At 51.8% G+C, this 14,038-nt stretch carries 13 protein-coding genes; 8 read left to right on the forward strand and 5 right to left on the reverse strand.

Features of this window, described 5'->3' with window-relative positions:
- Nucleotides 1-2,952: an FAD-binding and (Fe-S)-binding domain-containing protein gene (locus ACR0C9_RS18965; RefSeq protein WP_480781746.1), complete on the forward strand. Its 2,952-nt coding sequence runs from the start codon at nucleotides 1-3 to the stop codon at nucleotides 2,950-2,952.
- A 73-nt stretch (nucleotides 2,953-3,025) separates the two neighbouring features.
- Here ACR0C9_RS18965 and ACR0C9_RS18970 read toward each other — a convergent pair whose 3' ends face one another.
- The 3 genes from ACR0C9_RS18970 to ACR0C9_RS18980 form a co-directional block, all read right to left on the reverse strand.
- Nucleotides 3,026-3,739, reverse strand: a complete 714-nt coding sequence (locus ACR0C9_RS18970) for a cytochrome b561 domain-containing protein (protein ID WP_480781747.1) — start codon at nucleotides 3,737-3,739, stop codon at nucleotides 3,026-3,028.
- A gap of 21 nt (nucleotides 3,740-3,760) precedes the next feature.
- Nucleotides 3,761-4,255, reverse strand: coding sequence for a YbhB/YbcL family Raf kinase inhibitor-like protein (locus ACR0C9_RS18975; protein WP_480781748.1), 495 nt, complete (start codon nucleotides 4,253-4,255; stop codon nucleotides 3,761-3,763).
- Nucleotides 4,256-4,648: 393 nt separating this feature from the next.
- Nucleotides 4,649-5,131, reverse strand: a complete 483-nt coding sequence (locus ACR0C9_RS18980; protein WP_480781749.1) for a helix-turn-helix transcriptional regulator — start codon at nucleotides 5,129-5,131, stop codon at nucleotides 4,649-4,651.
- 162 nt (nucleotides 5,132-5,293) lie between these two features.
- Here ACR0C9_RS18980 and ACR0C9_RS18985 point away from each other — a divergent pair, with 162 nt between their 5' ends.
- The 6 genes from ACR0C9_RS18985 to ACR0C9_RS19010 all read left to right on the forward strand — a co-directional run bounded on the left by ACR0C9_RS18985 (nucleotide 5,294) and on the right by ACR0C9_RS19010 (nucleotide 10,451).
- A complete protein-coding gene (locus ACR0C9_RS18985; protein WP_480781750.1) occupies nucleotides 5,294-5,626 on the forward strand; it encodes a hypothetical protein in 333 nt (110 codons plus the stop codon).
- On the forward strand, nucleotides 5,623-7,164 hold the full coding sequence (locus ACR0C9_RS18990; protein WP_480781751.1) for a sugar ABC transporter ATP-binding protein: 1,542 nt from the start codon (nucleotides 5,623-5,625) through the stop codon (nucleotides 7,162-7,164). The genes ACR0C9_RS18985 and ACR0C9_RS18990 overlap by 4 nt, the downstream gene beginning before the upstream one ends.
- Nucleotides 7,151-8,248, forward strand: a complete 1,098-nt coding sequence (locus ACR0C9_RS18995; protein ID WP_480781752.1) for an ABC transporter permease — start codon at nucleotides 7,151-7,153, stop codon at nucleotides 8,246-8,248. The genes ACR0C9_RS18990 and ACR0C9_RS18995 overlap by 14 nt, the downstream gene beginning before the upstream one ends.
- A gap of 29 nt (nucleotides 8,249-8,277) precedes the next feature.
- Entirely contained in the window at nucleotides 8,278-9,387 is a 1,110-nt protein-coding gene (locus ACR0C9_RS19000) for a substrate-binding domain-containing protein (protein WP_480781753.1), read from the forward strand.
- 177 nt (nucleotides 9,388-9,564) lie between these two features.
- Nucleotides 9,565-9,894: an NIPSNAP family protein gene (locus ACR0C9_RS19005; RefSeq protein ID WP_480781754.1), complete on the forward strand. Its 330-nt coding sequence runs from the start codon at nucleotides 9,565-9,567 to the stop codon at nucleotides 9,892-9,894.
- Nucleotides 9,891-10,451 (forward strand): DsbA family protein, encoded by a 561-nt coding sequence (locus ACR0C9_RS19010; protein ID WP_480781755.1) that lies wholly within the window; start codon nucleotides 9,891-9,893, stop codon nucleotides 10,449-10,451. The genes ACR0C9_RS19005 and ACR0C9_RS19010 overlap by 4 nt, the downstream gene beginning before the upstream one ends.
- A 41-nt stretch (nucleotides 10,452-10,492) precedes the next feature.
- Here ACR0C9_RS19010 and ACR0C9_RS19015 read toward each other — a convergent pair whose 3' ends face one another.
- The gene (locus ACR0C9_RS19015; RefSeq protein ID WP_480781756.1) at nucleotides 10,493-11,611 is read right to left on the reverse strand and encodes an alkene reductase; all 1,119 of its coding nucleotides are present in this window, start codon (nucleotides 11,609-11,611) and stop codon (nucleotides 10,493-10,495) included.
- A gap of 134 nt (nucleotides 11,612-11,745) precedes the next feature.
- Here ACR0C9_RS19015 and ACR0C9_RS19020 point away from each other — a divergent pair, with 134 nt between their 5' ends.
- On the forward strand, nucleotides 11,746-12,681 hold the full coding sequence (locus ACR0C9_RS19020; protein WP_480781757.1) for a LysR family transcriptional regulator: 936 nt from the start codon (nucleotides 11,746-11,748) through the stop codon (nucleotides 12,679-12,681).
- A 492-nt stretch (nucleotides 12,682-13,173) separates the two neighbouring features.
- Here the strand turns inward: ACR0C9_RS19020 and ACR0C9_RS19025 are convergent, their stop codons facing one another.
- Nucleotides 13,174-13,968, reverse strand: a complete 795-nt coding sequence (locus tag ACR0C9_RS19025; RefSeq protein ID WP_480781758.1) for a glycine betaine ABC transporter substrate-binding protein — start codon at nucleotides 13,966-13,968, stop codon at nucleotides 13,174-13,176.
- Nucleotides 13,969-14,038: the final 70 nt, after the last annotated feature.

Raw genomic sequence — 14,038 nt, forward strand, 5'->3', positions numbered from 1 at the left:
ATGAAAGACCTGCCACCTCAAGGAATGCCGGATGTCAGTCTGACCGTTACTTCCTATTTTGACAGTTTGAAAAGTCGCGGATTCCTTGGAGAGCTGGCGTCGGATACAGCTAGCCGGATTGCTTGCTCGACCGACAATTCGATCTACCAGATCATGCCGCAAGCGGTGGCTTATCCCCGCTGCGGTTCTGATATCGATCTGCTTGTGCAGGTCGCTCAGGAGGAAGCGTTTTCTTCCTTGAGGTTTTACCCACGGGGTGGCGGAACATCGACAAACGGACAGTCGCTGGGAACAGGCGTTGTCGTGGACACATCGCGTTTCATGCAAAACGTCCTGAGTTTTGACCAAGCCAAGGGTTTGGTGCGTGTCGAGCCGGGTCTGGTGCGCGACAAACTGATTGATTTCCTGAAACCGCATGGCCGCTTTTTTGCGCCACATGTCTCAACCACGAGTCGCGCGACCCTTGGAGGAATGACGTCAAACGACAGTTCCGGGAAAGGATCAGTCGTATATGGCAAGACTTCTGACCATGTTCATTCGATAGAGTTTGTTCTGCCCAACGGAGAATGTGTTGAGATAGGGGAGGTGGCAGAGGCGGGTTTGCCAACCCTCGGTGGCGCAACAGGAGAGCTGGCCCGACGGGTGGATGCCATTCTGGCACCTCATGTTAAGGAAATTCAGAAGCGCTTTCCTGACATGAAGCGCGGGTTTACCGGCTACAATCTGAAAGAAGCGCGGAATGTGGACGGAAGCCTGAACCTTGCGAAATTGGTGGCAGGGTCCGAAGGAACGCTTGGATTCATCAAATCGATCACTCTTAAGGCAGAACCAATTCCGGCCCACACGGTGCTTACCGTTCTGGTCTATCCCAGCCATGAAGCAGGACTACGCGCTGTTCCGGGTCTACTTGAGGCTCGTCCTCACGCGATCGAGTTCATCGACGACAAGATTTTGGGCGCTGCATTGCGTTCGCCCTTCGCGAATGATGTGCGGGATGTTCTGGGAATTGAAGGGGATGGTGAGACGCTGGCGGCCCATTTCTTTGAAATGTCGGATGATGATGGCGATACTCTGGATCGCCGTCTGCAGGAATTTCTGGCACATTTCGAAACCTTACCCGATGCAGGCCTGCGCCCAATCGGCGTCAAGGTGTTGCGGGACCCGGAACAGATCGCTCGAGTCTGGGAGATCCGCCGCGCCTGTCAGGGCTTACTCGCTGGTTTTGATCGCAACAAACGTGCTGTCGCCTTTATTGAAGATTGTGCGGTTCCACCAGAACATCTGGCCGATTTCGTTGGCGAACTGGAAGAAGTGCTGTCAGCAAAAAATATTCCGCTGGGTATGTACGGCCACGCCGATGTTGGCTGCGTCCACATACGACCGCTGATGAACCTGAATTCCGAGGACGAGCGGCGGCAAATCCGTGAAATCTCGGATGCGGTGTTTGACCTCACGCGCAAATATGGTGGCCTTCTGTGGGGTGAACACGGCAAGGGTTTGCGCGGAGAATACTCAGAACAGGTTATTGGGGCCGCGCTTTATAAGGTTATGCAACAGATCAAAGGGGCATTCGATCCTCTCAACCGAATGAACCCTGGAAAAATTGCCCATCCAGATGGTGGCTCCTCGCAGCTTCTTGCTTTGGATGGTGTCACCATGCGCGGCGAATTTGATCAGCAGATTACACCGGACCTCGCACAATCCTTTTCAAACATGCTGCGATGTGATGGCAATGGGGCCTGCTTTAATCAGGATGAAACGCAAGCATTCTGCCCGTCTTACAAGGCGACAGGGGACAGACGGTTGTCCCCGAAGGGGCGTGCAGGAATGCTTCGAGAATGGGCGCGCAATCTGTCTCAGGAGCAAGAGTCACAAGTGTCCAATATGGCTGAGGCCCTACATGAGGTTCTGGATACATGCCTTGCATGCAAAACCTGCGCAGGCGCAGGCTGTCCGGCAAATGTTGATATCCCAGAAATGAAATCACAGTTTTTGGAATGGTATCACCGATCACAACCCAGGCCGTTTTCCGACTTAATGGTGGCCAATCTTGAACGGTTGGCTCCTGTTCTGGATCATTTTGGCGGAATCGCAAACTGGGTTCAGTCAACGAAGATCGTCAAGAAGCTTATGGCAGATCGGGTCGGTCTGGTAGACATACCAAAACTCAGGAGCCGACGAGAGTTTAAAAGGGCGCTCAACAGGCTTGAGGTTCCAGTACTTGCCGCGGAAAAGATATTGGCGATGCAGCCCAGGACCCCCAGCAACACGGTCGTCTTGGTCCAGGATTGTTTTACAAGTTTCTACGATAGCGGTGTTGTTCTCGCCCAAATCCAACTGATAAAAAAGCTCGGTTTCCGCCCAATAGTGCTGCGCTATCGGGAGGGCGGTAAGCCGCTGCATGTAAGGGGCATGCGCGGGCGCTTTAAGTCCGTTGCCACCCGGCAGGCGTATGATCTTGCGCAACTTGATCATGCAGGCTTTACCTTGGTTGGCGTGGATTCAGCCACAACGTTGATGTACCGACATGAATATCCTGACACTCTAACAGACTGCCCGGAGTTCCGGGTGAAAGTCTTGAGTGAATGGCTATCTGGGGTACAGCTTCCACGGTTATCCGGACTTCAAAGCTTCGCCGTAATTCAGCACTGCACCGAGCGGGCTCTCGTCCCAGAAACGTCAGCGCAATGGGTGCAGATCTTTGACAACTTTGGGATCAAGCTGAAAATCGTCAATGCAGGATGCTGTGGGATGTCTGGCCTGTTCGGTCATGAAACGGAACATCAAGATATTTCTAAGACGCTCTACGATCAGAATTGGCGAAGAATTGTTGAAGCGGAAGATCGCCCAGACTTGATTGCAACCGGCTACTCTTGCCGCTCGCAAATCAAACGTTTGTCAAAGGTTACCGTGCTGCATCCTGCAGAAGCGATCCTTCGAGCGTGGCAGTAAACTTCCCCACCAGGCGCGAAACCGATGCAGATCTTGCCGGGCCCACCTTCGTAGGCTCCGGCAGTGGTTTAGGTTAAAGCCCTTCGCGTTCTTTGTTGTAAGGATGATCAGGATCATTCCCAAAGACCGCGCGGTAGGTGTCGTATCTCTTGCCACGATGCTCTCGATACAGGCACACCAGAAATAGACCCAAACTGGAGGCTATAAGGAAAATGGCCAGGGACGGCATTGGATATTGAGACAAACCAGAGCCTACCGCGCCAGCAGCGCAAACTAGCGTCAGGAAGCCTGTTGTTTTGTGGTAGCTCTCCATACGTCTGCGGCGACGCGTCATACTGTAGTGATCCCCTTCCCAAGTATTCGGATCATCAGGGTCGGCAATTTCATAATATCGTCCGCCATGACTGCCGCGGAACAATGCCGAGACACCTTGTAGTATTCCAAGCGCAATGGTGGCCAACCCGAAGAATGAGTGCACCGTTCCCGAGAACCCCTGACTAACTACAAGAGCGACTGCCATACCAGCCAAAGACATAAGGATTGCGATGTTCAGGCCGTATTGATGAATGTGGAACCAAATCCACTCTGGCCGCCATATAGTGCGATAAACGGTAATGCCTGTTTTTGTGGGTTTGGGTTTGTAATAGCGCAAGGACATAATGCATATTGGCACTAGAACAAGCCAGATACCGGTCATGAGTATCGCGTGATAGTTCCAGTGAATCTCGATCGTTCTTCCTAAGAACTCAAGGTAGACCTCTTTAGGTATTTGATGCTCATTGGTCATGCTTTCCTCCCTCGGTGAGTTTCACGTGTCTGCTCCGCGTGGCCCGGCAATGACCGTGAAGCTAGCCTTCGCCAGCGTGTGTTGATGGATAAAGAATCCGGCAAGCGCGCCTGTCGCGTTCTCAGGTACCTCCAGCTTCTCAACGTCTAATGCATGCACATAGAATGTGTATCGGTGTTTGCGTCCAACTGGGGGGCAGGGGCCAAAGTACCCGGGCTCTCCAAAATCAGTGTTCGCCTCTTTTGAACCTTCTGGCTTCGATCCCGTCTCAATCCTAGAAAGGGTTGCCGGTATATCGAACAGAACCCAATGCCAGAAGCCACTGCCAGTAGGCGCGTCCTGATCATAGAGAGTGAGGGCGTAGCTCTTAGTACCTTCCGGTGCATTGCGCCAGGTTAGAGTTGGACGTTCATTTTGGCCGGAGCATCCAAAACCGTTCAGATATTGAGCCGCGGAGATGTCTGCACTTTCCGCCAAGTCTGGACTGGATAGTGCAAATGCTTGAGGTTCGGTCACTTCATTCTCCTCCGTTTCATGTGTCACGCGCCATCTCGATGGCCAACTGGAAGGGCTCTGCGATTACGGCAGAAGGCAGACGCGGTTAAACGTGCAGCAAACAGCTTGATGGTAACTGGCCCAAAATAGCACGCATGGCCAAATTCTGCCATTTTCGGCCAGATGTTGCATGCTGAATTCGGCCAATAAATTTCGGCTATCGGACAGTGTCTGATCAATAACAGGTTTTTTGTCCAATAACCCGGGGTCTGGGCCGAGTGAATCGAATCTTTGGAGAAAAGGTGTATGTTAAGTGTATGATTTATAAGAAATAAAAGTGACTGGCAAATCTGATCCCCGTGCCTTCAAATCGGCGTATGTCGGTCTTAGTTCGCGTCGCTTGTGATTGTTTCTTTAGTGTTGAACCTCCCGCTCTTTAATGTTTTTGACAAATGCGGAAGGTGTTTTTCCGACGTACTCAAGAAATGCATTGGAGAAGGCGGAACTACTGGAGAACCCGACTTCAAATGCTGTTTCCGTTACAGACTTCCGTTCCTTTCGGAGCAAGTCCATCGCTTTGTTCATGCGTATCTCACGAATGAACTCGCGCCAACTCTGGCCGAGTTCTGATTTCATGTGTCGTCTAAGATTTCGCTCTGACATCCCAACATGTGCAGCGACCTCTGGAAGAGAGATGCCCGGCCCTTTTTGACGGGCAAAGTCAATCACCTTTTGCACCGAAGAATTTTCAGCATACGGTGTCCACATGATGCGCTCGTGTTGAAACCAACCAGGCACCATTTCTCCCAAGGTTACAAAAAACGCCTTTGCCTTGCGGCGTTTCCTGTCTTCTTCACAGCTCCATTTCAAAGAGTAATTTGAAAGGTAGCTGGCCATTTCTTGAATTGGTCCAACCCAACATCCGTTGTGGTCCCAGCTCACCTCATTGCGACAGAATTTTATTGTCATTCCTGAGGTCGGAATCCGCACCCGGATTCTGAACATTCGGTCTGAGGGCACAAAAACCATATAGCCCGACGGGATAATCCATTCTCCGTTGTGGCCGTACAGTTCGACTTCGCCGGCTTGGCACAGAACAAGCTGGCCGCAAGGTTCGGCTTGAGACGAAAAATTATGTCTTTCGATTTTGAACTGTGTCGCGTGGCTGTTCGCGAGGTCCTCGACTCGGAATGGTTCTTGCATGTGTTCGTTCCTATTGGGGCGTCGGCTAGTGAGCGTTGTGTCCGCACCGCTGCAACCGTGATCGCAGTGGCCGAAAATGTAGTATATTTGTCCGATATTCGGTTGCAGGACAAGTCCGAAATCGTGAAATATCGAAAAATCGTTGAATTTGGGACAACCAAGTCGGCGATGGGAGGAAAAAACATATGACAACGACTCACGGAAAAGGCGCGCAAGCGCCGGTTCTATCGGTCACGTCGGTCAGCAAGCGATTTGGGGGTACCAAAGCTGTTACCGACGTGAGTTTTTCAGTGTCGAAAGGCGAAATTGTCGCTCTCTTAGGCGAAAATGGAGCGGGGAAATCGACACTCATTAAAATGCTGGCCGGAGTATACACGGCCGACGCTGGCAAGTTCGCGTTTGAAGGCGCAGAGTTTGACCCCAGAGAAGCTCACCCAGGCATCGCATTCATTCATCAGGATCTGGGTTTGATTGAATGGATGACCGTCGCTGAGAATATCGGCCTAATGCAAGGCTCTTTCCCGCGCCGATTTGGGTTCATCGATTGGAAAAAAATGCGGTCAGAGGCGGCGCAGGCATTGGCTGCGGTGACAGACACAATTGATCCAGATGCGCGAGTTCAAGAGCTGACAAGGACAGAAAAGTCGCTGGTCGCAATCGCACGGGCGCTGGCTCGCAACGCCAAGCTTTTGGTGTTGGATGAGCCGACGGCCAGCTTGCCGCAATCCGACGTCGAGATGCTTCATGAAGTGCTGTGCCGTCTCCGGGAGAGCGGTGTTGCGATGATCTATGTCTCTCACCGGCTTGATGAGGTTTTTGCAATTGGAGATCGCGCGGTCGTATTGCGGGATGGCTACCTTGTTGGTGATGAACCTATCGGGAAGCTCGACGGTGACCGACTTATCAATCTGATTATCGGGCGCGCCTTGGAGGAAGTATTCGTACATCCACCGGCAGTCGAAAACAGCCCGGTTGCACTGCGTCTGGAGGCCATGTGCACTGAGGACGTCGGTCCGATTAGCTTTGAGCTGAAGCGCGGCGAGGTACTTGGGTTAGTGGGGCTCAGAGGCGCGGGGCAAGACGCCGTAGGGCATGCTCTCTTCGGCCGCAGCCAAATTACCGGAGGTTCGGTTGTTCTGGAAGATGGCTCTCAATTGAAGACAAGCCACCCAGAGGAATCTATCAGCCAGGGAATTTGCATGGTTGCAGGTGACAGGAACGCAGAGTCTGTTGCGCAGGGCCTAACCATTCAGGAGAATCTGTTTATCAATCCGGCCCTCACAGGCAGAGGGCTGTTTTCGTTCAAGTCGCCTTCCAATGAGGCTGAAGACGCCCGAAAAATCGGAAAAACATTCGACATCCGTCCAAATGATCCCGCAGCACCGATCGAGACGTTGTCAGGTGGAAACCAGCAGAAAGTCGTAATGGCAAGATGGATGAGCGTAGGCGGCTCCATTCTTGTGCTTGAGGACCCAACGGCAGGTGTGGATGTCGGATCGAAAGCAGACATTTATGCACTCTTGGCCAAAGCCTTGGGTGATGGGCTCGCCGTCCTGCTTATCTCAACAGATTTCGAGGAAGTAGCGGCCTTAAGTCATCGGGCCTGTGTATTCCATGATGGCCAAGTAGTCGCAGAGATACCGCAAAGCGACCTCTCAATCACATCACTTTTGAACGCCGCGTCGCTTGATGCCGGGCGTAAGGAGATCCAGCATGCAATCGCTTGAATCAAATGCGCTAGAGCCAACCACGTCACAACTGCGAGGATTGTCCACTTCTCAGAAAATCGTGCGGTTGTTGCCCGTCTATGGTTTGCCAATTCTAACAATTGCTCTGATAATCCTGTTTTCAATACTGCTCCCCAAAACGTTCCCGACATATCTAAATTTGCGGGCCATCTTGGGTGAAAAGTCGGTTATCGCGTTGCTTTCTCTGGCGGCCATGATCCCGATGATGACTGGCCGTATTGACCTGACAGTTGGGTACGGCATCGTCATCTGGCATGTCCTCGCAATCAGTTTGCAGACGGTCTACGGGTTTGATTGGACAATAGCAGTTGTCATCGTTCTTTTGGGCGGATGCACCCTTGGTCTGCTCAATGGCCTCTTGGTCGAAGTCGCACGGATTGACAGTTTCATCGCGACGCTCGGAACCGGCACAATCATCTATGCACTGGCTTTGTGGCACACTGGCGGACGCCAAGTCATTGGCGCGCTTCCCGAAGCCTTTACTGGAATATATGCGCAAACCGTCTTCGGCTTGCCAATTGCAGCATTCTACGTCCTCGCGATCGCTGTCATCCTGTGGATCATCTCCGAGTACCTGCCAATTGGTAGGAACCTGTACGCTATCGGAGCGAACTCGCGCGCGGCGGAACTAAACGGTATTCGCACCAGGCGCTATGTCATCGGAGCATTCATCGCCTCAGGCTTGATCGGAGCTATTGCAGGGGTCGTTCTGGCTGCAAAGCTTCGCATTGGGCAAGCTAGCGTCGGGCTCGAATTTCTTCTGCCTGCCTTGGTCGGCGCCTTTCTGGGGTCCACAACGATCAAACCGGGTCGCGTGAACGTATGGGGCACGATCGTTGGCGTCATCATTCTGGCCGTCGGGATATCGGGCATCCAACAGCTTGGCGGTGCATTTTTCGTCGAGCCGCTTTTCAACGGAACGACGCTCCTGATCGCCATCGGGATCGCAGGATACGCGCAAAGAAAACGTAGCTCGGTTCGTCACGCACGTCTGCCTACAGCGCAGTCGAATAGCGACGGAGGAGACGAGGAGTCTCCAGACGACAAGGTTTCAGAAACTTAAGTCAAAGTGTTCAACAAGGAGGAAACGCAATGAACTTTGGAATGAAAACTGCGCTCACAGTGGCGCTTATGTCGGGGGCAGCTATTGGGGGGCAGGCCGCATATGCAGATGCCGTCAGTGACGCGATCGCATATGTGGAGGCAGCGTCGGCTCCCAACGCTCCTTGGACAGGACCCACGACTGGACCTGAAGCACAAGCGGGTAAAACAATCGTCTACGTTTCCGCGGACCAAAGAAATGGCGGGGCCCTGGGCGTAAGCGAAGGGGTTAAGGAAGCAGTCGAAGCAATCGGTTGGGATTTGCGCATCATCGACGGTCAGGGATCGGTTTCCGGTCGGTCCGCGGCCATGCAACAGGCAATCGCGCTGCAACCCGATGGGATCATCCTGGGCACGGTTGATGCCAATGAACAAGCAGAAGCGATCCGGCAAGCTGACGAAGCAGGTATTGTTGTCGTTGGATGGCACTCCACTGCCTCCACCGGTCCGTCGGACAAACACGCGATCTTCACGAATATCACAACTGATCCACTGGAAATCTCCCGTGCTGCAGCTTCGCTGGCAGTCGCTGACAGTAATGGAACGGCAAACGTGGTGATCTTCACGGACAGCGTTTACGAGATTGCTATCGCCAAATCTGACGCAATTGCGGAGGTGATCAACGCTTGCGAAGGGTGCAAAATCCTGTCGGTCGAAGATACACCTCTGGCGGAAGCCAGCACCCGCATGCCACCGTTGACAAATGCACTGCTGCAGCGTTTCGGCGACGAATGGAATTATTCCCTGACAATCAATGATTTGCCATATGATTTCATGGCACCCGCGCTGATCTCCGCAGGCAAGACCCAGGATGACTTCCCGCGCAATATTTCGGCGGGAGATGGTTCTGAAGCAGCGTTCCAACGTATTCAGCAGAACTTCTACCAGTATGCGACTGTGGCCGAGCCTTTGAATTTGCACGGATGGCAGGTCGTTGACGAAATGAACCGGGCACTCGCTGGCGAAGAGCACTCTGGCTATGTGGTTCCAGTTCATCTCTTCACGCCAAACAACATCATGGAAGATGGTGGCGCTGACCTCTCTTACGACCCTGGTAATGGCTACCGCGATATCTACCGTGGTATCTGGGGCGTAAATTAACACCTCGGCGTTCTCGATTGGATGCTCGAGAGCGCCATTTCAGGATCGATTGCACCGCATTTGATCCCCAGGTTGCCGGATGTGGCTGACTCCCTCCGCATCCGGCAACTTCTCGTCAACGAACGGCGGCCTTACCAACTGCCATCTTTAAGATATTGGTCTGCCAAAGGAGCACCTATGCTATTTGATCTTAGAAAGTACCGAACTCGCCCGGGAACACTGCAAAAGCAATTGGCACTCTATTCGGAAATGGGATTCGAGGCTCAAAAACGTCACCTAGGCGCTCCGCTGTTCTATGGTTCCGTCGAAACTGGTGATGTGAATTCTTATTTCCATATTTGGAAATATGAGAGTGCGGAGGATCGCGAGAAGCGACGACTGGCGCTTTATCAGGATGCCGATTGGCTCGCTTATCGCGAGGCGGGCGCGGAGCTTGGTTATCAGATTGAACAATTCAACACGCTCCTAAAACCGGCTGCATTCTGGAATCCAGGAGAAGAACAATGATGGGACAAACCGTTAAGACTGCCGATTTGGTTTGGGGGGAGAATGGCGCGCTTTTTGAAGTGTTTCTCGAGCCGACTTGCCCGTTTTCTGCCTTGGCATTTGGCAAACTCCCAGCTTTGCGTCGGCAGCTTGGGGAGGACGGCTTTGTCCTAAAGATCTGGCTGCAGTCGCAACCATGGCACCTTTTTTCAGGTATTGTTTGTCGCGCTATTCTTGCAGCGTCTACGGGTCCGGGTGGTAAAAGGGATGCCTGGGCGGTCATGGAGGCTATCTTTGAGCATCGCGAACAGTTCGAGTTCGAGCATCATTGTTCTGGCCCTAACTTGGACGTGACACCGAGCACGTTGCTAAAACGGATAGAAACTGTGAGTGGAGTATCGGTGAAAGAGGCCTTTGGTCAAAAGGATCTGGATCGTGACCTCAAGCGTCATGTTAAGTATGCGCGCCAAAACGGCATTCACGCGTCACCAACCTTCATGGTCAACGGTATCATCGAACCCGGGCTCGGCAGCCGCGACCCAATTGAGAACTGGATGGCGGCACTGACAAAAGCATGATGGGATGGCGGTTCAAACGAACCGCCTGCGATATCAGAGGCTTACTTGCTTGCAAAATTAGGTGCCGAAACATGGGGCGGATAGTTTGAGTATCCCACTTCGGTTCCACCAAACAGTGTATCTGGGTCAAATTCAGCTAGAGGCAAGTTTTCGGCAAATCGTCGTGGCAGGTCTGGATTGGCAATAAAGGGACGACCATAGGCCACGATGTCGGCAAACCCCTCGCATATAATCTGTTCACCTCGTTCCTGTGAGTATTTTCCGGCAACGATAATTTTTCCGGAAAAGGCCTCGCGAAGGTCTTGGCGGAAATACTCTGGTATAGTTGGAGCGTCGTCCCAATCTGCCTCTGATAAGTGGATATAGGCGATGCCAAGGTCGTCCAGGCATTCGGCGGCTTTCAAGATTACTTCGATGATCTCAGCGTCGGCCATGTTGCGTTGTGTGATGTAAGGCGACAGGCGGATGCCAGTCTTCTCGGCACCGATTTCATTCACAACAGCCTCGGTAACCTCGTTGAGGAAGCGGATACGGTTTTCCTGCGACCCGCCATATTCATCAGTGCGTTGGTTCGAGGATCGGCGCAAGAACTCATCTATCAGATAACCATTTGCCCCGTGGATTTCTACGCCGTCGAAGCCGGCCGACATAGCATTGGCCGCTCCCTTTCGGAAATCTTGAATAACATCTCGGATTTCGGCTTTGGTCAGTGCGCGCGGAATAGGGCAGTTCACCATTCCGCCTTCACCAGTAGCAGGATCGACAATCCAAACCTGTGCATCAGGGGAGAGCGCGGACGGGGCAACCGGCTTGCCATCTTCGTGGAAACTCTCGTGGCTCATTCGGCCGACATGCCAAAGCTGCAGAAATATGCGCCCTCCGGCATCATGGACCGCATCGGTAATAAGCTTCCAGCCCTCGATCTGATCTCCTGTGAAGATGCCAGGTGTGAAAGAATAGCCTTGCCCCTGCCTCGAAATCTGAGTGGCCTCAGAGATGATTAACCCTGCGCTGGCGCGTTGAGCGTAGTAATCTGCCATCATTGCATTTGGAATATCGCCAGGCTGACTGGTGCGAGCACGTGTCATCGGCGCGACGGCGATCCGGTTCGGGATTTTCATGCCGCCTAGTACCAGCGGTTCAAACAAATTTTGGCTCATATCAAGGGTCCTTCATTTTCCTTAGGGGAAAGGCACACATCGGACGTGCCAACACTCTGAATGGACCTTCGTTCTTTTAAGAAAATTTGTTAATAATGGGATGCGGATAATACCTTTTAGGGATATCAAATAATATGATTGAAAAAATATCTGACCTAAAACTGTTCAAAAGGATCGCGGAGCTGGGGTCACTCAGCGCAGCGGCCGGAGATTTGGGAATTTCGCCGGGATCCGCTTCACTACGTTTGTCGGCAATGGAAACTGCCGTAGGTGCCACACTTTTTCGGAGAACCACCCGCCAGATGCATTTGACCCAGGCCGGCGAAGATTTCTTGGAAGTGTCCCTCAACATACTAAATGATCTTGCAAATTTTGACGAGAAGATCACTCATGAGAGGCGACAGCTTACAGGCCAGGTCAAAGTCACTGCACCCGTTGACCTCGGTAGGAACTACATTGCACCGGCCCTCGACAGGTTTCTGACGATCAATCCGCAGATGTCGATAGATTTAGTATGCACAGACTTGGTCACGGACCTCACCGCACGCGGTATTGATATTGCTATCCGCTACGGTGCTTTGATGGATAGTAGTCTAAAGCTGAGAAGGATCTCGTCTAACAAGCGAATACCCGTTGCTTCACCCAGTTATGTTGAACTCAATGGCATGCCAAACCATCCCAAAGATCTTGTGCACCACAACTGCATGCTTCTTTCATCACTTGGCGCAAAAAATGACACTTGGACTTTTGTGGAAAATTCTAAGTCTCTCAACGTGCGTGTGTCTGGCTCACGGGCCACAAACGATGGAGAAGTTTTACGCCGATGGGCCACGGAGGGAAAAGGCATTGCATTAAAGTCAGCCTGGGATGTTGCTGACGACATCCGCGATGGTCGCCTTCTCCCGCTCTTGAGCAGCTTCTGCCCTCCAAATGTCGACCTTCAACTGGTATTTCCGCCGATCGCGCGTCAACCAGCGAAGGTAAGACGCCTTTCGGATTACTTAGTCAAGGAGCTGAAGGAGCTCGATCATTGCTTAGAGATGATTGATCTCAAGCCTCACTATCTTTGAGAGCGTACTGCTTCAACATCTTCGAAAGGAAAGAGTGGAATGAAATACCCCGCAATCGCGAGTCCGGCGTGTTGGGTAGGCGATTTGGGTAAGTCGGCAATAGGGCATCTCAAAAAGGTACTTTTAAGAATATTAATACCACTTTAGAGGGCGCATTAGTATTCTAAATCTGCCTGAAGATGTTGGGCGATCTCATCTTATACCATTGGAGAATTCCATGAAAAACCTAGCGGTCACGACTCTTTTGCTCTCACTTTTGACTACCGGCGCTGGCCCGGCGATAGCCGGGGAGGCTACGGGCAAGGTTCTGCGGCAGTTTTGTTCTCAATTTGATCCCGAAAACCCTGCAATACCAAAAGTCTGCCTTAAGCTAAAGTAAGGGGAAGGTTAAATAAGATCACTTACCATCATTCTGATGGTAAGTGATCGCAGGCCAAATGGGAAAAGGCAATGTGACTGTTGCGGATGCTAACCGAACTCAGTGATCAGCATTCACCTTAACCTGAATTCGAATTGATGCCAGTTTGACTCAATCCAACATCTGGCGGCTTCAATAGGCTTTTTTCCTTCCACACATATCTCGTAGTCCAGATTGGAAAGAGCTTTGTTACCTATTCTCAAGCTTTCAAGCATCTTGCGTCCTTGGGTGTTAACTTTGTGTTCGGCGTCGCGCCTAAGCAACAGTGTCGCATCGTCGTGACCGCCAAGCAGTTTTTTAGGATCTTTCAACTCTCTCAACGAGTTATTTTGGTGGAGCCATTGAGGATGCCAAAGTGGAATAATGGCAAACTCGCCTGCTTTTTCGGCATCAAGGAATGCATTTGCACAATCTTCTAGTGTGCCGTTTTCAAAGTAGAAACCCTGTCGTTCTAAATCGTAGTCGTCAATCATTTGACGAGAAAAACGGCTGATGCCTGCACCAGGATTTATCCCTTGAATGCGCTTTCGGAACAACTCCGCAACTTCGGGTTTAGAGAGATCCTCCACGGATTGTATGTGAGATGGAGCGCGCTCAGAAATACCCCATATGCAATAAGGATTGTATAGAACCGCCAGTTTAGCAAGTTGGTCTTGGTATTCCTTGATGTATTTCTCGTGACTCGCTGGCAACCAAGATGAAACCAGGAGATCGATCTCTCCCTTCCCAAGCATTTCATACAAATCTTCATGCGAGGCTTGTTTTACTACGACATCGTGCCCCAACCGCTCAAGGAGTTCACAAACAACTGCTGAAGTAGCGATGTGAAAACTTAGAGCGATTTGCCCAACTACTAAGGGTTCAGTCATTTGCTTTGGTCCTCAACTATTCCAGAGTCTACGTATTCGAAGTGAAGCGCAGATGACCAATTGGCAATTC

It is taken from the genome of Ruegeria sp. C12 (assembly GCF_056537745.1).